This is a genomic window from Oceanobacillus sp. AG, from assembly GCF_009746545.1.
Lineage (GTDB): Bacteria > Bacillota > Bacilli > Bacillales > Amphibacillaceae > Oceanobacillus > Oceanobacillus indicireducens.
In genome coordinates, this window is record NZ_WOWT01000007.1 from 129,886 (window position 1) to 151,290 (window position 21,405).

Here is a 21,405-nt window from a genome sequence, read left to right on the forward strand (position 1 = left end):
TGTTTAAAAAGCTGATTCATCTTAATCTTTGAATCAATCAAAGAAATATTTAAACAGATTAGCAATTCCAGATTCTTTCTTTTTCTTTTTCTCTTTTGGTTCTTTCGGTTTTACTTGTTTCGGATTCCGTTTTACGTTTGGTTCGTGTTCCACTTCGGTAACAGCTGGGTATAACTGTTTCCCTTGGATTTTCGCATTACGGTATGCAAATTGCAATATACCAACACCTGTTGTATAGAGCGGTTCCCTTACACCTATGTAATCCGGAATTGCAATGCGGACATTTGAATAGAATAAGCTTTGAGCAAGCTCTAAAACCCCTGGCATCGCCATTGTTCCGCCGGTTAAAACAAATCCGCCCGGTAACTCATGGAAGCCCATCCGTCTGATTTCACGATCGGCAAACTCAAATATTTCTTCCATTCTTGCTTCAATCATATCAGAAATCTGCAGCTGATTATACGTTTGTCTCTTATCACTGCCAATTATTGACACTTCAAAAGTTTCTTCTTCGTTCGCTTCATCGTAATAAGCATAACCATAGTTAAGCTTAATATCTTCGGCTTCCTCTGTTGAAGTGCGAAGGCCAATGGACAAATCTTTCGTAATATTGTCGCCGCCAAGCGCAATCGTACTTGTCGCTACGAGATAATCATTTTCATAGATGGATACTGTTGTGCAACCGCCACCTACATCAATAAGGGCGACACCCATATTTTTCTCGTCATCAGATAATGCCACAGCACCTGCTGCGAGCGGTGAGAGACAGATATCTGAAACCTCAAGCCCTGCCCGCTCTACACATTTCAATGTATTATGTAAGACAGTCTTCGAACAGGTGATTAGTGTCCCTTCCATCTCAAGACGAACACCAATCATTCCGCGTGGATCCGTAATGCCATCCAAGCCATCTACAATAAACTGTTCAGGAACCACATCGATAATTTCCCTTTCTGGAGGAATTGAAACCACCTGTGCTCCGTCTAACACTCTTGTAACATCTTCATCCGTAATTTCTCTGTCTTCGCTTTGGACAGCAACTACACCATGACATGGCTGCAGCCAAATATGATTCCCGTTAATTCCAACTACGACACGATTAATTTCCATGCCTACCATTCTTTCCGCTTGCTCAACCGCATTCCGAATAGATTGCACCGTCTGATCGATATCGACAATCGCACCTTTTTTCATACCTAGGGACTTGGCAGTGCCAACCCCAATTATATTTAATGAATCATTCAATACTTCTCCAATAATAACTTTGATTTTCGTTGTTCCAATATCTAAACTTACTAGAATTTCGCTATTATTCAAGAAAAGGCACCCCCTCATTCAGCATAATCGTTCAAGAACATGAACAGATCATTTTATCTTAAAGTTTCGTATTTTTCTAAGTCTTGTTAATTATTAATTCAACATGACAAAGATGATTTCCTTTAAAATAAGAAAATAATCTTGTCACCTTCTATACTTTTCGTGTGATTCATTCGTTTTTTGACGTTTTTACCTGATTATTAAAGGTTCATTCGCTTTATTCTTCAGATTCCTCCGTTTCAGACTCATCCATCGGCTCTTCTTCATTAGCGGCATCTTCATCATCCTCCGCTTCGAAAGCCTCAAAATAGACCCCGACACCCATATGTATAACACCTTTTACTTCTGGGTCAAGCTGGGAAACGACAGAAGGGTAAGTAGTCATACCTTCTGCAAAGTCTCGGATCGAACTTTGCACGATAAAACCATCGCTCATATAAAATAATACATTGTTCTTATTATCTTCTGTTGGTTGCCAGTACATCTCAGAAATTAAGTCTAGAATATCTTTTGGTAATTTATTCAATTCATTAGCAGCTTTAGCCAAATATTCTTTATCTGTAAATCCGATTAATAACGGAGCTTCGCCTGTAAATGATTGATGCTCTATGGTTTCCAGAAGTTCCCCGCTTTCAAGCACCGGAAAATAGATTCCTTCTTCATCTTCAAGGATACCGATAATTTCTTTTTCCTGTACGGTGATCGCAACCGTATTTGGCAGTTTCCTGTCCACCGTCACCTTGTCTATTATCGGACTATTCTCCAAGGATTCCTTAATTGCTGCAAAATCAATTGCCCAAATGTTTTGCTTCTCAGATAGACCGCTGATTTCCACAATCTCTTCATCTGGTATAAACGAGTTATTATGAACTGTTACTTGTTTTACCTCACTTAATGGTGATTGGAGATAAACAATAATCGAGATTAGGAAGAAAAAGATAGTCATATAAAAAACTAAACGCCGATTCGCTTTTTTCTTACGGGCTTCTTTTAATTTTGGAATACGGTCCTCAATGGAAACTATATTCTTATTGTTTTTATTCATCTCCATTTCTTCCTTTGTCAGCATACTAAATCTTTTTATTTTCACTTTTTTACCGCTGATAACGTAATTGTATAGAAATTCAACTTTGTTATCAGGTTATTAGAATTATATCATAGATTAGTATGTAATCGATAGTTTACTTGTCATAGATTTGAAAGTTTTTACTGGTAAAACAAGTAAACCATCAATTTTATAAAGTGAAACTTCATTCAGTGGGGATTTCCTTACCTTTTCTTACCTCCCCCACCTTCACATGTTGGGCTTCCCTCATGTTTAAAGTGGGGGTATTACAGACCGTTAATACGTGATGAAAATTCATGCCGGATCAAACTTGTTTTTTAAAAATACAGTTCCACTACCAAAGTCCGCAGTCCCGATACCTCTCACTTTCCGCAGGTGGCTGGTTAGCCCGTGGAAAGCGAGAGGTGTATGAAGGATGCGGATGATCTTGGAAAGAAACAGTTTTTATCTAATTGTATTAAATGCTATATTTTCGAGTGGATGCTGATGTTTAGGAGGATGCCCACGGAGCAGAGGGTGAGAGTTAGGGATGAGCCTCCGTAACTTAGGAATGGAAGTGTGATTCCTGTGACTGGTATAAGACCGATGACGACACTGATGTTTATCATCACCTGTATAATCAACATCGCAACGATTCCTAAAGCCAAATACCTTGCAAAAGGATCAATGGATTCTAAAGCTATTTTAATCCCTCGCCAAAGCATGAGGAAAAACAATAGAATCAAGCCTACTCCGCCAATGAAACCTAGCTCTTCTGCAAGAATTGCAAAGATAAAATCAGTCTGCGGTTCCGGTAAGTAAAAGTATTTTTGTAAGCTATTACCCATTCCAAGCCCCATCAGCCCGCCTGGCCCAATCGCATACAAAGATTGGATAATTTGAAAACCGTCACCGAGAGGGTCTTCCCAAGGGTTTAGAAAGGCAACAATTCGATTTATCCGGTATGGAGCCGATATGATTAAAAAAGCAAATCCAATCAAACCAACTAAGCCTAACCCTACAAAATGGGAGATTCTGGCACCCGCAATAAAAAGCATGATGACGCAAGTAAGTACTAAAACGAGACCTGTGCCTAAATCCGGTTGTAACATAATTAAACCGAAGGCCGTAAAAATGAGAAGCAGGGAAGGCAAAAATCCTTTCGTAAAAGAAGTGATATATTTCTGTTTTTCCGATAAAAGAGCGGCAAGGAAAACAATCAGACCAAGTTTCATAAATTCAGACGGCTGAATACTAAATGCTCCGACACCAATCCAGCTGCGCGCCCCTCCCCGAATCATTCCAATTCCCGGGATTAGAACGAGGATAAGCAAAATGAAACAGCCAAGCAGAATGAAATTAGAATATTTCTTCCAAGTCGTATATGGGATCAGCATAAAAAAGAGCATCGCGATAAAACCGACACCGGCAAACAGCAGTTGCCTTTTTAAATAATAGAACTCATCTCCAAATTTATAAAGCGACCATACATGTGAAGCACTATATACCATAATGACCCCAACAATTAAGAGTGCGACAATAACGGTGAGCAGCAAAATGTCTGGTCGGTTCTCAGCCTTCGTGAGATTCCTAAGCATGAAAAAACCCCTTTCTTCCAAGAATAGGGGCAATTCAACTATATTGCAGTCCGTTCAATGTTGTCCAAGCCCCTATAACAGTTTATGCACGGCTTGGATAAACATGTCTCCTCTTTCTTCAAATGTCCGATACTGATCCCAGCTTGCACATGCTGGCGACAAGAGGATCACATCATTCTCTTCTGAGATTCCGTAACCCTTTTGAACAGCATCTTCTACGTTTTCCGCTGTTAAAACATGAGGAATACCTGCTTGTTTTGCTACTTCATTAAACTTTTCCTTCGTCTCTCCAAAGCTTACGAGGCCTTTCACATTTTTCAGATGAGGGATGAGCCCTTTAAGGTCATCGCCACGATCGAGGCCACCTGCAAGTAGAATGGTTGGTTGTTTAAAGGAAGCTAAAGCTTTTTCAGTTGCGAGCATATTCGTCGCTTTCGAATCGTTGTAAAAGTATCGACCGTGCAAATTTGTTACATATTGAAGACGGTGCTCTACACCAGCGAAGGTTGTTAATACTCTTTCAATCCCTTCATTCGTTGCACCTGCCAATTTTGCTGCACAAATCGCTGCAAGGATATTCTCTAAATGGTGATCACCAACAAGAACAATTTTTTCTACGTCCATAATCTTCTCATTTAGGAAATAGATCGCTTCTCCATCGGACCAGGCACCATTTTGAACTTCCCTTGTAGTAGAAAATGGGATTCGTCTTGCTCTCGTATCAGCTATTGCTGTCGTGATATCCGAATCGTCCGCATTATAGATTAAATAGTCATCTTCCGTCTGGTTGCGGAATATATTATATTTCGCTTGTTTATAATTTTCGAGTGATTTGTGATAATCAAGATGTGCTTGATAGATATTTAAGATGACCGCGATATTTGGCCGGAAATCTATCGTTCCTTGAAGCTGGAAAGAAGACAGTTCTAAAACTAATGTTTCATCTTCTGTTAAACTTTCTGCAACCTCTGTAGCTACGATACCGATATTACCAGCTACTTTAACCTGTTGCTTGCTTTCCTTTAACATTTTAGTTGTAAGAGTCGTCGTTGTTGTCTTTCCGTTTGAACCGGTAATTCCAATTAATGTACCAGGAACGAGTTGATAGGCAATTTCTATCTCCGTCACAATTGGGATATTCCGCTTCACCGCTTCGATCAGTACGGGATTATCATAAGAAATACCCGGATTTTTAACGATGATTTCAATTCCTTCTAAAACAGATAATGGATGGGAACCCAGTACGATTTCAGCACCGAGCGCCACAAGGTCTTGAACGACCGTTGACTTGGTCGTCAATTGCTGGTCATTGACCCTTACCTGTTTACCGTTTTTAAGTAATGTTTTTGCAGCTGCTGTTCCACTTCTAGCCAAGCCGAGAACAAGCACATGATGATATGGAAAAGCCTCTAGTTTTCTCAATTTAAGCCCACCTCAATAAAAATCCCTAATGCGGCAAACACGAATCCTACTAGCCAGAATGTGGTAACGACACGCCATTCCGACCAACCCATCAGTTCATAGTGATGATGCAATGGGCTCATTTTAAAGACACGTTTACCAGTTGTTTTAAAGGAAATCACCTGGATTATCACGGATAGTGTCTCAATAACAAAAACACCACCAATAATAACTAGGAGGATTTCCATTTTTGTAAGAATTGCTACAGCAGCTATTGCTCCGCCCAGTGCAAGGGATCCAGTGTCACCCATGAACACTTTAGCAGGATGGGCATTGAACACGAGAAAGCCCAGCAGTGCCCCTGCTGATGCCAGTGAGAAGACCGCAATATCGTTCTGCGGCATTCCATATACTGCTAATATTGCAAATGCCCCAAATGCAATGGCTGCTGTACCTGCAAGCAGTCCATCCAATCCATCCGTCAAGTTGACCGCATTGGAAGAACCTACGAGCATAAAAATTACTAAGATTGCATAAAACCAACCAAGTTCCCATTGGATATTCGTCCCCGGAATTTGGATATAGGTTGAAAAATCATTCGCCTGTAAAACAAAAAAGAATAGAAGTGCTATTACGATTTGGCCGATTAACTTCTGCAGGGAAGTTAGACCAAGGTTCCGCTTCATGACTACTTTGATGAAATCGTCAAGAAAGCCTACAAGTCCGTAACCAAATATGACGAGTAGCAATAACCAAACTTCGTATCCGATTGTTCCGCTCACTTTCCACACCATGATCAGCGAGGTGATTATAATGCTTAGTACGATCATAATACCGCCCATCGTTGGCGTACCGCTCTTTTTTTGATGTGATTCTGGTCCTTCTTCGCGAATACTTTGTCCAAACTTTAATCTTCTTAAAAATGGAATGAAAAGCGGCGAAAAAAGAACAGTAATTAAAAATGATATCCCTATCGTCATTATTAAAGTAGTTATATTCATGTCAAGTTCCCCCTCAATTACTGCTCCTTATCTTCTTGCTCAATCACGATGTCTTCAACCATTGTTTCAAACTGAAGGCCGCGTGATGCTTTAAACAAAACAAGACTCATCTCTGTAAGGTGCTGATTTAATTCGCTCATTAATGCTTCCTTTGTCCCGAAGTGTTTACATTGAATTTCACTGTCCTGGACATTTTCAGTAATCAATTTTGCTTTTTCCCCATATGTATACAAGTGGGTGATTGGAGAAGTAATCACGTCCGCTATCGAGCGGTGCAACGCGTCTGCGTATTCCCCAAGTTCAAGAACATCACCGAGGACAAGTATTTTCGTATCGAAGCCTTCCATCTGTTTAATTACTTCAATTGCTGCTTTCATCGATGTTGGTGAGGCGTTGTACGAATCGTTCACAACGGTTGCCCGATGTTTTGACTTCAATAATTCAAAACGCATCGCCGAATGTGCCAGAGCTTGTAAGCCCGCTTCTCGTTTCTCCTCAGAGATATGGAGTAACTCGGCAATTTGAAGAGCGAACCCGGCATTTTTTGCGTGATGTTTACCTAGTAGAGGAACCTGAAAGTGGCGGCCGTGGGCATCCGTGAAGGCTGTCCCATCCACTGTAATATCTACGTCACTAAGTCGGAATTCATTATCCGCATTAAAACCACAGCGGATAATATCCTCTGAATCGTCCGTATGTATGTCTTGCAGAAGCGGTTCATCACCATCAACAATTAATGTGCCGCCTTCTTTTAGCCCATTGATTATTTCAAGCTTGGCTTTTGCAATCCCTTCCCTTGAACCAAGGTATTCAATATGTGATTCCCCGATATTCGTAATAACTGCATAATCAGGCTTTGCAATCTTTGTTAGTACATCAATTTCACCGAAACCGCTCATTCCAAGCTCGAGTACAAGCACTTCCGTATCACGGGGCATACTAAGAATCGTTAATGGTAAGCCGATATGATTGTTCAAATTTCCTAATGTGGCATGCGTATTGTAAGTTGTCTTCATAATTGCAGCTACAAGGTCCTTCGTCGTCGTCTTCCCATTTGATCCGGTAATCCCGATGACAATCGGATTAATCTCTTCTCGATAGTATGCGGCCAGCTGTTGTAAGCCTGCTGTTGTATCTTCTGTGAAAAAAACTGGAAAATCACGCGGGATAGAAGGAGGCAACTCCTCCTTCTCATCCCATACAATTGCAACCGCGCCATTTTCTATCGCTTGTTCTACGTAATCATGGCCATTAAGCTGATCCCCGATAATCGGAATAAATAAAGCATGATCTGTTTTCAACCGACTATCTGTTGTAATTCGATTGATTGCAAGAGAATCATCAAGTGATTCATGATGGTTCGTAAATACGTATTTTAATTCTTTCACTGTAAATAACATCGTTAAAACTCCTTATTTAAAAACGCGTTTTTAGCTACAATCCGGTCGTCAAATGGATATTTTTCACCGGCAATTTCCTGATATGTTTCATGCCCTTTCCCTGCTATTACGACAAGGTCGCCAGCTTCGGCTATAGACATGACTTTCTCGATTGCGGCTTTCCGGTCGATGATTATCTCATAAGTTTGCTCATATCCATCCAATGCCTGCACCATATCATCGATAATCGCTCGCGGATCTTCGGTTCGGGGATTATCTGAAGTGAAAATTGCATAATCTGCATGCCAAACGGCTTCCTGCGCCATAAGCGGGCGTTTCGCCGGGTCGCGGTCTCCACCACAACCAAGCACACAATAAAGCTTCCCCGTTTTAAGTTCCTTGCATGTTTCAAGAATATTTTTCACCGCATGGGGCGTATGGGCATAGTCCACAATTACTCCGAACGGTTGCCCGAAATCGACCGTCTCGAATCGTCCAGGAATTGGTGGAACAACCTGAAGTGTATCTTTAATGATATGCAGCGGAATATCGTTAATCAGCGCGGCAGAGGCCGCTGCAAGCATATTATAAATATTAAACTTGCCGGTAAGCCTACTCGTAATTTTAACCGTTCCGACTGGTGTTTTCAATTGAAATATCGTACAGTCTTGTGAAAGCTCAATTTCATCAGCCATTACGTCTGCTTCACTATCGATTCCATAGGTTATAGTTGGAAATGCACTCGTTTTTTTCAGCATTCCTACATATTTATCGTCTGCATTGATGATGGAATACTTTCTTCTCCCGTCATAGGTGTTCCCGAGCCGTGAGAATAATTGACTTTTAGCAAAGATATAATTGAACTCATACTTATGATAATCCAAATGGTCCTGACTTAAATTGGTAAATATTACCGTATCAAAATCACAGCCATATACTCTTCCTAAATCAAGACCGTGTGAAGATACTTCCATAATCACCTGTTCAACCCCTGAATTCCTCATGTCGTGAAAAAGCTGTTGAAGGATGAGCGCGTCTGGCGTCGTATTATTCGTTTCCTTAAGGCGCTCCCCAACTTTATTATGAATTGTCCCGATCACACCAGTTTTCTTTCCAAAATGGTTGTATATTGCATCGAGAAGATAGCTGACCGTCGTTTTCCCATTTGTTCCTGTGATTCCAATTAAAGGGAGCGCTGTTGTTGGACTGTCATAAAATGCACTCGCTATTATTGCAAGAGCCCGTACCGAATCATTCACATAAATAACCGGAACTTTGCTCTCGACTTCTTTCTCTGCAATAATAACGCGCGCGCCCTTTTCAATCGCATCTTGAACGTAGAGATGCCCATCTGTCTGAAAGCCTTCAATACAGATGAATAAACTCCCTGGCGTCACCTGGCGGGAATCTGCATGGATAGCAGTTATCTCTATTTCCCCAGCTTCTTCAGTCAAACTTATAAAAGGCAGCGTCTGAATCAATTCGCTTAATTTCATCGGTTCACCCTTCTCCAAAGAACTATACCGATGGGAAAAGGATGACAATCAATCATCTATCAATCTATTATTCACTTAAGAATATCCGGATTTTTGCTCCTTGTTCTACTTTTTCACCTGGGCGCGGGGCTTGATCAATAATCTTTCCGCCACTTCCGCTTACATCCACGGATAAATTCAGCATGTACTCCGAAAGTTCTTCTGGCTTCAGCCCAATTAAATCAGGTACTTCTACAAGCGGCTCTTCCGGCCATTGATATTCTTTCTCCAATCCATCTGAACGCTTTTCCACTCCCATGACCGGTAAACTATCCCCGATAATTTTTCCGACAATCGGCGCTGCAACAACTCCTCCAAATTGTACTGTATTCTTCGGGTTATCGACAGCTACATAGACGACGATTTCCGGGTCATCCGCCGGTGCGAAACCGATAAAAGAAACAATATAGTTATTTTGCATATAGCGACCATCCGGACCTACTTTTTGTGCGGTTCCTGTCTTTCCTCCCACTCGGTACCCTTCAACATATGCAGGTCGGCCCGTCCCCTGTGCAACTACAGATTCAAGGGCATAACGTAATTCTTCTGACGTTTCCTCGGCAATCACCTGGTGCTTAATTGTCGGTTCAATCCGTTCGACAACTTCTTCCGTAACGGGATCAAGCCACTCAGAAGCTATATAAGGCTCATATAAAAATCCGCCATTTACAGCAGCTGCTACAGCCATGACCTGTTGAATAGGTGTAACAGATACACCTTGCCCGAAAGCTGTCGTAGCAAGTTCGATTGGTCCTACATTCTCGGGATTAAAAAGGATTCCATTTCCTTCCCCTTCCAAATCGATCCCTGTTTTCTTACCAAAACCAAACGCATCAATATAAGAAAACAGTCTCTCCGTTCCGAGCAGTTGCCCCAAGTTTACAAATCCGGGGTTACAGGAATTCTGTACAACTTCAAGATAACTTTGGTGACCATGCCCTCCCCTTTTCCAGCAGCGGATATGGGTTCCTGAGACATTAATATCTCCATCATCATGGAAATGACCGTCATGAAGATCAATTACCTTTTCTTCCAAGGCGGCAGCAAGCGTAATTATTTTAAAAGTAGATCCTGGTTCATACGTGCTCCAAATCGGCAGATTCCGGTCAAATACTTCCGCATCTGCTTCCTGATAATATTCCGGGTGAAAATTTGGTCTCGTCGTCATTCCGAGGATGCCACCAGTTTTCGGATTGACTGCAATAGCCATTGCACCGTCAGGGTTATATTTTAAAGCTGCTAAGTCCATTTCGCGTTCTAATATTGCTTGTACTTGAGAGTGAATTGTCGTTTTTAAATGCAATCCATCCCTCGGCGGGGTATATACGTCAGCAAGTGTATCTAACCGGTTGCCACGCGCGTCCGAAAAGAAAGATAAGCTACCTACCGACCCTTTTAACTTTTCATCATAGTATTGCTCTAGGCCCATTAATCCCTGGTTATCGATACCTGTAAATCCAAGCACATGGGAAAGGGATGTTTCATAAGGATAATGGCGCTTCGAATCTTTGGCCAAATAGACCCCGGGAAGGTTTAATGTACGAATAGCCCGCTCCTCTTCATCTGAAATCTTAATTCCTTCTGGCCGGATCGTCACGCTTGATGCTGGTTTTGTGATCGTTTCATATACTTTATCCACCGGGGCTTCTAACACTGCTGCTAACTCTTTCGCAGTCGTTTCGGCATCCGTTACCTGCCTCGGTACGATTGTCACGCTCGGAGCAGTGACATTTTCAGCAAGCGGTGTACCGGTCATATCCAGTATTTTCCCACGCTCTGGAGCAAATTGGATATCTCTTGTCCAAAGTTCATTCGCTTCTTCAAACAATTTGTCCCCCATTACAAATTGGACATAGGCCAATCTGAAGATGATGATAAGTAAAATAAATAAGGAAAAAAGAAAAACAGTGACAATTCGTTTTTTGACTGTAATCGTGGATACGCGTTTCATACCTGCACTCCTCTTCATAGATAGGCTTGTATCCACTATATGAGCTTCAAAAAACGAATAGAACACTGTTTTCCTTGTCTTTATTCGTTTGTTTCCTCTTGTTCTACATCTGTTTCTTCCGCTTGTTCATCATCTGCTGATGTTTCTTCTTGTTGCTCTTCGTCTTCTTGAACTTCTTCCCTTTCTTCCCCGGGAGGGAGCAGTTCTATACCAAGATAAGAACCTTCTTTTAACGAAGTGCCCGGCTCAACACTTTGCATTACAACATAGCCATTTCCGAAACTTTCAAGCTGTAAATCCAGCATATCTGCCAGCTCGACAACTTGGCGTTGAGACCATCCCATTATGTCTGGCATTGCTGGTTCATCCGTGACAAGAATAATATGTTTTGTCGGTAGGATTTTTTCTCCCGCTGTCACATTAGCTTCCGTCACTTGTTTTCCACTACCAACTGTAGTTACGTTAAATCCTTTTTCCTCAAGTTGAGCAGCGATTTTCTCTGGATTTTTTCCTGTAAGTTCAGGGATTTCAACTCGTTCAATTTCCTCGATATCTTCACCATCTGGATCGATATTTAAATAATGTAAACTGTTTTCCATTACGCTTTTCACTATAAAAGAAACAGGTTGAGATCCATGTTCACCAGCTTCAAGCTTTGGCTGCTGCACAGAGACGAACATGACCAATTCCGGATCTTCAATCGGGGCCATTCCTAAAAATGAAAAGATCATATTTTCTCTGCCTTTTAAATACCCGCCTCCATCCGCGCTAGGGATTTGAGCTGTACCAGTCTTCCCGCCGATCGAGTAATCTTCAAGGCGGAATTGTCTTCCCGTACCATTTTTCCCTTCAACAACCCGCTGTAATAAACCGCGTACTTGTTCTGCGGTTTCCGGGGATATTGGTTCGGAAACAACTTCCGGTTCATTTTGATCAATTACCTCAGAAGTTGATGAGTCAACAATTTTATTGATGACATATGGTTTCACCATTTTTCCATCATTTGCAATTGCAGTTGCTGCTTTCATCATCTGAATTGGCGTAACCGTGCTTCCTTGACCAAAAGAGGTAGTGAGTTTTTCACGAGGCCAATTATATAAAATCTCACCGGTAATCTCCCCTGGCAAATCGATTTCTGTCGTTTTATCCATATCAAATGCATGTAGATAATCTAAAAACTTCTCTGTTCCTAACTTTTCCCAAACGAGCTTCGAAGCTGCCACGTTTGAAGAACGTTCAAATCCTTCATCAAAGGTTATTGTTCCCCAACCTTTTCCTTCGTTTACATCTCGGATCGGGATAATTTTCTCATTTACATTATATGTTCCAGATAAGTATGTCTCATCGCCGTTATATACGCCTTCCTCAATCGCAGCGGCCCAAGTAAACATCTTCACAGTAGAGCCCGGCTCAATTGGCGTGGAGATAACGTCATTATACCAATTCTGTACGTCTGCGGGATTGTTCGGATTATAGCTTGGTCGACTACTCATCGCTAGGACTTCCCCGGTCTTCGCATGCATCACTACAGCCGTCATCCGTTCCGGGCTATAGGAAGTCTCTACCGTAGACAATGCTTCGTCCAACAATGTTTGGATTTTTTGATCTAGGGTTAAGTAGACATCATTTCCATCTTCTGGTTCTTTAATGACTTCATTCGGATTCAACAGTTTTGAATTATACAAGTCCCGCTGGTAAGAAATATAGCCATCTTGCCCTCGAAGCAGTTCATCCATCTGCTTTTCCATACCAGTTACACCCGAAATTTCAGACTTGATTTCTCCATTCTCGTCTTCAAATTCTGTTTCCCTTGCAAACCCGATGATGTGCGATGCGAACATGCCATTTGGATAAAAGCGCATCGCCTCTTCATCAAAGTAAATTCCTGGTAATTTAAGTTCTTCGATTTCTTCTTTCTGCTTCTGACTAAGTTGCCGGCCAGCATTACCGAATTCCACTTGGAATCGCGGCGGATCCGCATCCAGACCTGCTTGTAAAGAATTACGAATGTCACTCGCTTCCACATCCAATATTGGAGCAAGGGCTTCGGCAGTCTTGTCAACATCCACAACGTGCCGCGGTTTCTTAGGATCTTCCGAGTATGCGTCATCGAGAATGGCAAATACACGGTATGTCGGCCGGTCATAGGCGAGGATCATACCGTTCTTATCAAGGATTTTGCCACGTTCTGCCGGGAGCGTGTAGGAAGAGGTACGTTTTTGTTTCGCCCATTCTTCCAATGAAATATTATTTACTTCTCCAGTTGCCTGGATGTAAATAAATCTGCCGGTTAGCACGATAAAAATCGCTACAAAAAAGATGATTAGTATACCCGCCATCATATGTGTCGTCTTGTTTTTCCTCATACGATAACCTCTTAATCCTGTTCTACTGCTTGCGCTTGTTTTACCTCAGCATTTTGAATAGTTAATCCATGTGATTCGGCAATGGAGATAATACGTTCTGGACGGGATAATTCTTTCACTTCGAAAGCGAGGCCTTCATTTGTGATTTGTTGTTGTTGGACGGTGCGTTCAAGTTGTTGTAATTCCCGGTTTAAGGCATCTGTCTCGGAAGATAAAGAAACCATGAATATACCAGCAATAATTAAACCAGCAGCAATCATTGAATAAATGACTTTTTCACCTTTGGTAATCCAACCCTGTTTCTTAACCTTTACAGATACCTTTTTTGGTTCGTGATTTGGACTAGGAGATGGATTCGCGTTCCAGCTCCTCGCTTGATTTGCGCTCATTATTTTCTCCACCCTTCCTCGTATATAAATGCTTTATCCCATTTTTTTCTTTTTTCTACAATTCTTAATTTAGCAGAGCGTGACCTGCGATTTCCCTCGAGTTCACTCTCCTTTGCTATAATTGGTTTTCTCGTAATTAACCGAAACGGCGCTTCATGCTCTTTCGGTATGATTGGTAAATTTCGTGGTGTTTCTTTCGCTGTACTCCATTTTTTAAAGGCCTGCTTACATAAACGGTCTTCTAAAGAATGGAAAGTGATTACGACAACTCTTCCATCAATACTTACAAGTTCTGCTGCTTGATGCAGTGCATCATTGAAAGCGGCCAATTCATCATTTACTGCAATCCGTAATGCTTGAAAAATCCGTTTTGCAGGGTGCCCCCCCTTTCTTCTTGCAGGAGCGGGAATTGCTTCTTTGATGATCTCTACAAGTTCGGAGGTTGTCTCTATCGTAGTTGTCCTGCGATAGTCTTCGATTTTTCTTGCGATTTGCTTCGAGAATTTCTCTTCACCATATTGGAAAAAGATGCCTACTAACTTTTCATAAGGCCAATCATTCACTATTTCCTTTGCTGTCAAATCACTTTCCTGATTCATACGCATATCGAGTTCGGCTTCCTGGTGATAACTAAATCCTCTTTCCCCACGGTCTAGCTGCGGAGAGGAAACTCCGAGATCAAATAAGATACCATCAATTCGATCCCTATCGAGCTTCTCTAGTTTCTCACTGATTTCACGAAAATTCGCATGGATAAATTGGATCCGGTCCTCATAAGGCGCTAATCTTTTTTTGGCTGCTTCTAGCGCATCAATGTCCTGATCAAAAGCAATTAGGAGTCCATCCTTATTCAATCTCGATGCTATTTCTTCTGAGTGGCCTCCGCCGCCAACTGTGCAGTCTACGTATGTACCATTTGGCACTATATTCAAGCCTTTTATTGTTTCCTGTTTCAATACACTATAATGTTCAAACAAGTGATCACCTGCTTCAATTACTTCCATCAGCGACTAGCGGACTTTTTGCACATCCGTGCTGTATAAAGACACGCCAATTGGCTCTTACGGGGCACAGTCTGCACGCCGCTAAACAGTCGCTTCCGCTTTTGTTTTAAATATCAAAATCCAATAGATTTTCCGCGATCTCGGAGAAAGATTCCTCCGATTCTTCCACGTATTCTTCCCATTTCTCTCCTGCCCAAATCTCTACTCGATCAGAGACCCCGATGACAACACATTCCTTTTCCAGTGCGGCATATGTCCTTAGTGTGGAAGGAATATTTATCCTTCCCTGTTTATCCACTTCACATTCAACGGCACCTGAAAAGAAGAATCGGGTGAAGGCTCTGGCATCTTTCTTTGTTAGTGGGAGTTGTTTTAATTTATCTTCAATAATCTTCCATTCGTTCATCGGGTAAGCGAACAAACATTTATCAAGACCGCGGGTCACAACAAATGTATCCCCAAGTTCTTCACGAAACTTGGCGGGTACAATCATTCTGCCCTTCGTATCAACATTATGCTTGTATTCCCCCATGAACATATTCTTCTCCCCACTTTCGTAATATTATATTACCACAACCCTCCACTATCCTCCACTTCTTTTTCGATATTTTTTCATATTTTCGCTTGCCTGGAGAAAAGTAATAGAAACAAAAAAAGAGAAAAGCTGTCATATCAATGTTTAACAGCTTTTCTCTATTCATTTTAAAAGTGGTGGATAGTGGTGGTAAATGTTCCCAAAGTGGATTATAAATAAACAACATAATGCGAGTTTTGGAAAGAACAGCTAGAACGAGCTATTTTTGAAATAAACTCTCTTCCGTATTCATTCAGAAACGGTAAAACATTCCACATCCGCTCTTGTAATCCTTCTCCCGGGCGAAGCAGTAATTGAATCTCATCAAATTGTTTGATATCTTTTGCATACTTCTCCTCTAAAGCTAGTTTCATTCGGTGTTGCAAAAATTCGATTTCCCTTTGCAAGTAATGAAGGTTTTTCTCTGCAAGTGCTCCTACATCATCCCGGATTGCTTCTGCCGTCTCTCGGAGTGGTTTATGGGCTTCTTTAATTGTTTCTTTCAAGTTCTTAGCAAGCTCATCAATCGGTGGCTCTTGTTTCGCTAAGAGCCATTGCTCTCTTTTGACGGAACTTCCTTCGTTGATTGCCTCCTCGACAGTTAAACCTGTTGCAACGAGCGCTTTATTAATTGTTTCAGGGAGATAAGTAAATGAAAGCCTTTGGATAACTGGAGGCATCTTCAAATCTAATGCATGAAACGCAGGCTTCAGGAGTGCCCAATAACTAATTTCTCCTGGTCCCCCTATGAATGCTAACGTAGGCAGGAGAAGTTCCTGCATAACTGGACGGGTGACGACATTATTACTTAGCTTCTCTGGATTTGTTTCCGCAAGCTTTAATAAATCCTCTGTCGTTAGCTCAATCTCATCTTGCTTGCCCTTCCAAGTCCCTTGCTCTGTCCGACTTAATAAAATACGTTCCCCATCTAAGTGATAGAATAAATGACCATCAGTTGGGTCTAGTTCGAGAGCAGCCGTGTATCCACAGTTTTCCAGTTCTTTTGCAATATCAAATACACCTCGGCTGATCTTTGGCTGATTCTCAATCAAGCGGATAAAATAATCCTGTTCGATATTACGAATCCTCTCATCAGCTGCATCCATCAAGATAATCCCTTCTTCTTGGAAGAGTTTATGAATGACAACGGCAAAAAAATCGGTGAAACTTACAGATTGGCGTAACGCATCCGTTACCAACTGATAAATATCTCTCGTATGTATAGTTTCCGGAAGCTTGGAGAAAAGTTCGTCCACCCATTTGGCTGCAACCTTTTGGTCCAATGCAATATCCGTTACGGGAAGTTTTTTATAATGGGATTGCTTGAGCGGAAACTTGTTCAGCCCCTTTCCATGCGGGAAGAATACATGATTGACTTCCTCAAAATCATGGTCTTCTCCTGCTATCCAGAAGACGGGTAAAACGGGTATATCTAATCTTTTTTCCTGCTCCTTTGCATATTGAAGGATCGAAATTATTTTATTAATCGTATAGAGCGGTCCTGTGAGGAGTCCCGCTTGCTGCCCACCTACGACGACAACACTTTCCGGGTTATGAAACTTTTTTATATTTTTTAATGTTGCTTCCCCTGCACCCCAGGCTGTATTGCGCTCCGCTAGAATCGCCGCCAATTCCTCACGTTTGAATGATCTATTACTTAACTCCTCCACCCTTTCATCCACCGATTCAAAAGGATGATAATCAAAAAATTTCATAACCGATCTATTGCTTTTATAATCAGCGATCAACTGACCTTGATTCCGTATGTTTACCGCGTCGATTCGCATCTGATTCTACTCCTTTATGAATAAGTCCAAGTTGTATTGTATCTAATCCGAACAGAAATTTCACTCTTTCTGTTTATGCTGTCAAATATTTAATAATCCCGACAATCATTAAGCACCCGTAAAGGAGAAAGAATAGAAGAAAAGATATTCTCCATAATAATTTGGCCGCTTTCTTAATTTGTACATCTTGCCCCATCCTCCACTGGATAAATACAATCAATGACAGGGATAAAAGCAGGAAGATTAAAACAATCCCAACAAAGCTCCGGTCAAATACAATCCCAAGCATAATCGTCACAGCGATAATATATAAAAGTGTCGTCCAATTCACTGCAGCATGAAACGCTTTTAACTTATTCCGCTCACGAATCATACGAATAATATAAACAAGAAAACTGGCAAGCAGCGGAATCGTAATAAAAAACGATAGAATATAAACAATAAAATCTAGCATTCCGTATTTTCTCCTTATGTGATTTACCAATTTTCCCTGTATAACCTAACTTTCACAAACCAAATAATAAATTACTTTCATTCAGCATAAGTGCAACTTTCTTCTGGAGGTTCGCAGTCCAGACACCTCTCGCACCTGCTGAGAGGAAAGATCCAATTTGTAACACGATTTGTTATTCGGGAAGTACAACTATCATTTTGATGGAATAACCTCCAATCAAAATAATCTTCCCAACCAGTTCAGTTGCCCGGTGGACGGTGACTCCTGCGGGAATAGCACGAGTCCGGAGACCCCTTAGTGCTCAGCCCGAGGCAGACTAAGTACGCCACGTCCTGTGGCAACGTCTGCATTAGCACGTCCTGTGCGTCGAGGCTTCGGCTGTGCCCGCGGAAAGCATCCGTCCACCGGGCAACTGAACGGCGATTAGAAATCTAGCCAGGAGAACGTGCTAAACACTTACGCTGAATGGAAGTGATCTACTCAAGTAAGTTGAGTGTATAAAAATTGGCATTCAAGATTGCACTATTTTGATTCTACTATATTCGAAATAACAATGTTACACAACCTCAAGATTTAAAAAAACTATTAATTGATGTATAATTATAAAGAGAAAGAATACATCTAACATGCTTTGATCATTTAATGTTTCATGAATGAATATCCATGATAAACTAAGGGGGATGTAAGTATGAATAAAGTGAAGGTGGAAAACTTATTAATCAACTACAAAACACTCGAGAAATTTAAACGCTTCAAAGAATATGGCAACCAAGAACTCTCTATGCTCGAGGACTTACAGAACAACTTGATTGAAAACAATAGTGAATCACCTTTTTACGGGGTTTATATCGGGGAAAACTTAATAGCGAGAATGAGTTTATACAGAATAAAAGAAAAATATGATAACTATTTTGACCCACCACAGGATTATTTAGCACTCTGGAAGCTGGAAGTATTACCAGACTACCAAGGGCAAGGGTATGGAAAATTGATGGTGGACTATGCAAAGAGCTTTGATTTACCAATTAAAACAAGTCCACGGATCAATTCACAAGGCTTCTGGGAAAAGATGGGTTTCCAAAAAGCCCAATATGATCTCGAACGGGACCTTGGGGAGAATCCATTGATTTGGCTACCTCAAGGTGTCCAGGAAAAAGCCGCACACCCTAATCAAGACGATGAATGAAAAATTTCCACGTGAAGTTAGTGAACGAACTTCACGTGGTTTTTTTAAACACCGAGATTACGTTCACTGTTTCCATCCACCCAATTCCATAACTTTTCCATCTCGCTCCAAGCATTTTTATACCGTTCGATTTGTTGATTCAGTTGCTCATTCTCCTGTTTAAGCCTCTCAATCAATTGCACTTGTTCATTATTCTCGGCTTCAGGGCCTTTACTTTTCAATTGTTCTAGAAGTTGTATTGCAGACTCAATTGCATTCATTTCAAGAGCACCCTCATTCGCCTGGAGCGCACGCAATGCTTGGCTACTCACCTTTTTTCGCTCTTCTTTCGCTTTGCGGATCGCTGAATCATACTGCTTCCGAATTGTCGCATTCCAACGGAAACCACAAGCTGCCGGTGTTCTTGCAAGTTTAGCAGCCACTTCTTTAAACGCTTCCAACTGGGTATTACCATTTTTAATATATTGCAGGACGGTTTCTGCTAGTAAAACATCTTCTTCTTTCGTCCATGCATCCTGTCTAGTTTCTTTCATCGCAATCCTCCTTCATTACTTTGCTATCAATGTATGCAGAAGTGAGGGTTGATAGAATCATGTTTAGCTATTTCTTTTTAGAAAATTTTTCAATTGCCTGCTTATGAGCTTCAGATTCCCATAAACTAGCAGCGCTTTTCACCTCTTCCACCATCAGCCTAGAAAGTTCATCTGCTGCGATATTGATTGTGAATTGCTTTTTTAATAGACGCATCTGTTCTTCCGACTTTGCTATATAGTTTTCTAGATAAATGGCATCGTCCCAATCCTTGTCGTCGATTACATGGTGAATCCACCCTTTTTCTTCGAGTTCACAGGCGTCTAATATAGCTCCCCTTGCAATCCAATCCAGTGCAAAATCTGGTTGCACTTTTTTATAAAGTATCGTACCACCGCCCCAGCCGGGTAGGATACCAATGGTCGACTGGATAAATCCGAATTTTGTATTCGCTTTAGCAATCCGGATGTCGCAAGCTGTCGCAAGTTCACATCCTCCACCTAACGCATCCCCGTTCAACAGGGCAATTACCGGTACAGGGAAATGAAGGACCATCTGCAATACATCCATCATTGGCTTTAATCTGGCGAATGCTTCACCAGTTGACAGTTCTCCGTGTAAATCATTTAAATCCCCACCAGCGGAGAACATTCGATTCTCTACCCCTGTAAGAATTAAAAATTTCAAATTATCCTCTCTTGCTTCAACTAGTTTTTCTTGTAACTGTTCTGCCATATGTAACGAAATTGCATTTTGCTTCTCCGGTCGGTTCAAACGGATTGTTCCGTAACCTTCGTCATTTATTTCATAGTTGATTACTTCTCCCAAGAAAATTCGCCCCTTTTCATTCTTTCTTCTAGTCTCCAAGTTATTATACAAGAAAAAAATAAAAAACAGACCACGTGATTGTGATCTGCTCCTCGCTGTTGTCTAACAATTAGTTGCTAACAACTTCTTTTCCATCATAATGTCCACATGCTTTACATACATGGTGCGGCTTCGTCAATTCACCACAATTAGAACATTCTACCATGCCAGGTACATGTAGTTTTTTATGAGTACGACGTTGGTTTCTTACTTTTTTCGATGTTTTACGCTTAGGTACTGCCATGACCTACACCTCCTTCAAATGAAAAGAACGTTATTCACTATTCATTTTCCTTCTTATTATTTTCAAGTAAAGACGCCAATTTTTTTAAACGCGGATCAATAGTTTGTTCCTTTGGTTCTTCCTCTTGAACAAAACTCCAGCCGTCACCATCTTTAGGTGCTGCGCCTTCCGGATTGGATTCCTCTGAGAACACTCGAAATGGGATGTCCAATAGAATATTTTCCATGATATACGGCTTTAAGTCAAGCACTTCTCCTTCAACCGGATGAATTTCTTCTTCCAACTCATCTTCGGTAATAAATGGGGAAGTAGAGAATACTTCATCAACCGAAATGTCGTACGAATAAGGAACATCCACAAGTGTTCTTGCACATGGTAAAGTCATTTCACCTTTAATGGTTAAAGAAGCAATTATTTCTTCATTCTGGTCCATTGTCAATAAAGCTTTAACCTGTGCAGGTCCAATTCGGCGAATATCATTATTCATCGTTTCCAATTCCGAAACATCAACTGTTTCTTCCACTTCAAGGGGCGCATTAAAGCTCCCTCTCTGAATCTGTGAGACAGAAATTTTCATGTTCATCACCTCTAGGCAACAAGAGTTATTTTAAAAGAAAATTGATGTTTTGTCAATATCTTTTCTTTACAGGTTTGTGTCAAGCTTTTCTCGGTACCCTCTTCACCCCAGTATTTCCGGCACTCTATAGTTGTACGCTTTTTCGGCTACCGCGCGAATGTCTTCGCTTGGTCCCCTGGCATTTTAAGTTAGGTTCTAA

19 protein-coding genes are annotated in these 21,405 nt (G+C 41.2%); 1 reads left to right on the forward strand and 18 read right to left on the reverse strand.

Annotated elements, in window-relative coordinates; translation table 11 throughout:
- Positions 1 to 33: 33 nt before the first annotated feature.
- The 14 genes from ftsA to GN217_RS04925 all read right to left on the reverse strand — a co-directional run bounded on the left by ftsA (position 34) and on the right by GN217_RS04925 (position 17,801).
- Positions 34 to 1,317 (reverse strand): cell division protein FtsA, encoded by a 1,284-nt coding sequence (gene ftsA, locus GN217_RS04860; protein WP_156855532.1) that lies wholly within the window; start codon positions 1,315 to 1,317, stop codon positions 34 to 36.
- A gap of 217 nt (positions 1,318 to 1,534) precedes the next feature.
- The gene (locus GN217_RS04865; RefSeq protein ID WP_232334332.1) at positions 1,535 to 2,386 is read right to left on the reverse strand and encodes a cell division protein FtsQ/DivIB; all 852 of its coding nucleotides are present in this window, start codon (positions 2,384 to 2,386) and stop codon (positions 1,535 to 1,537) included.
- A 461-nt stretch (positions 2,387 to 2,847) separates the two neighbouring features.
- Complete coding sequence (gene spoVE / locus GN217_RS04870) at positions 2,848 to 3,960, reverse strand: stage V sporulation protein E (protein ID WP_156855533.1); 1,113 nt, start codon at positions 3,958 to 3,960, stop codon at positions 2,848 to 2,850.
- Positions 3,961 to 4,032: 72 nt separating this feature from the next.
- Positions 4,033 to 5,382, reverse strand: a complete 1,350-nt coding sequence (gene murD, locus GN217_RS04875) for a UDP-N-acetylmuramoyl-L-alanine--D-glutamate ligase (protein WP_156855534.1) — start codon at positions 5,380 to 5,382, stop codon at positions 4,033 to 4,035.
- A complete protein-coding gene (gene mraY / locus GN217_RS04880) occupies positions 5,379 to 6,362 on the reverse strand; it encodes a phospho-N-acetylmuramoyl-pentapeptide-transferase (RefSeq protein ID WP_156855535.1) in 984 nt (327 codons plus the stop codon). The genes murD and mraY overlap by 4 nt, the downstream gene beginning before the upstream one ends.
- A gap of 17 nt (positions 6,363 to 6,379) precedes the next feature.
- A complete protein-coding gene (locus GN217_RS04885; RefSeq protein WP_156855536.1) occupies positions 6,380 to 7,762 on the reverse strand; it encodes a UDP-N-acetylmuramoyl-tripeptide--D-alanyl-D-alanine ligase in 1,383 nt (460 codons plus the stop codon).
- Positions 7,763 to 7,764: 2 nt separating this feature from the next.
- On the reverse strand, positions 7,765 to 9,237 hold the full coding sequence (locus GN217_RS04890; protein ID WP_198042597.1) for a UDP-N-acetylmuramoyl-L-alanyl-D-glutamate--2,6-diaminopimelate ligase: 1,473 nt from the start codon (positions 9,235 to 9,237) through the stop codon (positions 7,765 to 7,767).
- A 67-nt stretch (positions 9,238 to 9,304) separates the two neighbouring features.
- Positions 9,305 to 11,227 (reverse strand): stage V sporulation protein D, encoded by a 1,923-nt coding sequence (locus GN217_RS04895; RefSeq protein WP_156855538.1) that lies wholly within the window; start codon positions 11,225 to 11,227, stop codon positions 9,305 to 9,307.
- A gap of 80 nt (positions 11,228 to 11,307) precedes the next feature.
- A complete protein-coding gene (locus tag GN217_RS04900; RefSeq protein WP_156855539.1) occupies positions 11,308 to 13,593 on the reverse strand; it encodes a penicillin-binding protein in 2,286 nt (761 codons plus the stop codon).
- An 11-nt stretch (positions 13,594 to 13,604) separates the two neighbouring features.
- Complete coding sequence (gene ftsL, locus GN217_RS04905) at positions 13,605 to 13,982, reverse strand: cell division protein FtsL (RefSeq protein ID WP_156855540.1); 378 nt, start codon at positions 13,980 to 13,982, stop codon at positions 13,605 to 13,607.
- Positions 13,982 to 14,959 carry a 16S rRNA (cytosine(1402)-N(4))-methyltransferase RsmH gene (rsmH, locus tag GN217_RS04910; protein ID WP_198042598.1) on the reverse strand — a complete coding sequence of 326 codons (978 nt, stop codon included), beginning with the start codon at positions 14,957 to 14,959 and terminating at the stop codon, positions 13,982 to 13,984. Before rsmH ends, ftsL begins: the two co-directional genes overlap by 1 nt.
- 133 nt (positions 14,960 to 15,092) lie before the next feature.
- Positions 15,093 to 15,524, reverse strand: coding sequence for a division/cell wall cluster transcriptional repressor MraZ (gene mraZ / locus GN217_RS04915; RefSeq protein ID WP_156855542.1), 432 nt, complete (start codon positions 15,522 to 15,524; stop codon positions 15,093 to 15,095).
- A 206-nt stretch (positions 15,525 to 15,730) separates the two neighbouring features.
- Positions 15,731 to 17,347, reverse strand: coding sequence for a bacillithiol biosynthesis cysteine-adding enzyme BshC (gene bshC / locus GN217_RS04920; protein ID WP_156855543.1), 1,617 nt, complete (start codon positions 17,345 to 17,347; stop codon positions 15,731 to 15,733).
- 73 nt (positions 17,348 to 17,420) lie between these two features.
- Complete coding sequence (locus GN217_RS04925) at positions 17,421 to 17,801, reverse strand: DUF3397 domain-containing protein (protein WP_156855544.1); 381 nt, start codon at positions 17,799 to 17,801, stop codon at positions 17,421 to 17,423.
- Positions 17,802 to 18,489: 688 nt separating this feature from the next.
- On the opposite strand from GN217_RS04925, the gene GN217_RS04930 reads away from it, so the two are divergent.
- Positions 18,490 to 18,987, forward strand: coding sequence for an N-acetyltransferase (locus GN217_RS04930; protein ID WP_156855545.1), 498 nt, complete (start codon positions 18,490 to 18,492; stop codon positions 18,985 to 18,987).
- Between the two features lie 44 nt (positions 18,988 to 19,031).
- On the opposite strand, the gene GN217_RS04935 is transcribed toward GN217_RS04930, so the two are convergent.
- From GN217_RS04935 to GN217_RS04950, 4 genes are all read right to left on the reverse strand, one after another.
- Positions 19,032 to 19,520 (reverse strand): RsfA family transcriptional regulator, encoded by a 489-nt coding sequence (locus tag GN217_RS04935; protein ID WP_156855546.1) that lies wholly within the window; start codon positions 19,518 to 19,520, stop codon positions 19,032 to 19,034.
- 67 nt (positions 19,521 to 19,587) lie between these two features.
- Positions 19,588 to 20,346 carry an enoyl-CoA hydratase/isomerase family protein gene (locus GN217_RS04940; protein WP_156855547.1) on the reverse strand — a complete coding sequence of 253 codons (759 nt, stop codon included), beginning with the start codon at positions 20,344 to 20,346 and terminating at the stop codon, positions 19,588 to 19,590.
- A gap of 109 nt (positions 20,347 to 20,455) precedes the next feature.
- On the reverse strand, positions 20,456 to 20,629 hold the full coding sequence (rpmF, locus tag GN217_RS04945; protein WP_156855548.1) for a 50S ribosomal protein L32: 174 nt from the start codon (positions 20,627 to 20,629) through the stop codon (positions 20,456 to 20,458).
- A gap of 37 nt (positions 20,630 to 20,666) precedes the next feature.
- Complete coding sequence (locus tag GN217_RS04950) at positions 20,667 to 21,206, reverse strand: YceD family protein (RefSeq protein WP_156855549.1); 540 nt, start codon at positions 21,204 to 21,206, stop codon at positions 20,667 to 20,669.
- Positions 21,207 to 21,405 lie beyond the last annotated feature (199 nt).

Coding starts and splice junctions, on each gene's coding strand:
- GN217_RS04925 (WP_156855544.1), bottom strand. CDS start 17,801: ATGCTAGATTTTATTGTTTATATTCTATCGTTTTTTATTACGATTCCG.
- ftsL (WP_156855540.1), bottom strand. CDS start 13,982: ATGAGCGCAAATCAAGCGAGGAGCTGGAACGCGAATCCATCTCCTAGT.
- GN217_RS04885 (WP_156855536.1), bottom strand. CDS start 7,762: ATGTTATTTACAGTGAAAGAATTAAAATACGTATTTACGAACCATCAT.
- GN217_RS04895 (WP_156855538.1), bottom strand. CDS start 11,227: ATGAAACGCGTATCCACGATTACAGTCAAAAAACGAATTGTCACTGTT.
- GN217_RS04865 (WP_232334332.1), bottom strand. CDS start 2,386: ATGCTGACAAAGGAAGAAATGGAGATGAATAAAAACAATAAGAATATA.
- GN217_RS04935 (WP_156855546.1), bottom strand. CDS start 19,520: ATGAAAGAAACTAGACAGGATGCATGGACGAAAGAAGAAGATGTTTTA.
- GN217_RS04900 (WP_156855539.1), bottom strand. CDS start 13,593: ATGAGGAAAAACAAGACGACACATATGATGGCGGGTATACTAATCATC.
- mraZ (WP_156855542.1), bottom strand. CDS start 15,524: ATGTTCATGGGGGAATACAAGCATAATGTTGATACGAAGGGCAGAATG.
- spoVE (WP_156855533.1), bottom strand. CDS start 3,960: ATGCTTAGGAATCTCACGAAGGCTGAGAACCGACCAGACATTTTGCTG.
- GN217_RS04930 (WP_156855545.1), top strand. CDS start 18,490: ATGAATAAAGTGAAGGTGGAAAACTTATTAATCAACTACAAAACACTC.
- mraY (WP_156855535.1), bottom strand. CDS start 6,362: ATGAATATAACTACTTTAATAATGACGATAGGGATATCATTTTTAATT.
- bshC (WP_156855543.1), bottom strand. CDS start 17,347: ATGCGAATCGACGCGGTAAACATACGGAATCAAGGTCAGTTGATCGCT.
- rpmF (WP_156855548.1), bottom strand. CDS start 20,629: ATGGCAGTACCTAAGCGTAAAACATCGAAAAAAGTAAGAAACCAACGT.
- GN217_RS04950 (WP_156855549.1), bottom strand. CDS start 21,206: ATGAAAATTTCTGTCTCACAGATTCAGAGAGGGAGCTTTAATGCGCCC.
- GN217_RS04890 (WP_198042597.1), bottom strand. CDS start 9,237: ATGAAATTAAGCGAATTGATTCAGACGCTGCCTTTTATAAGTTTGACT.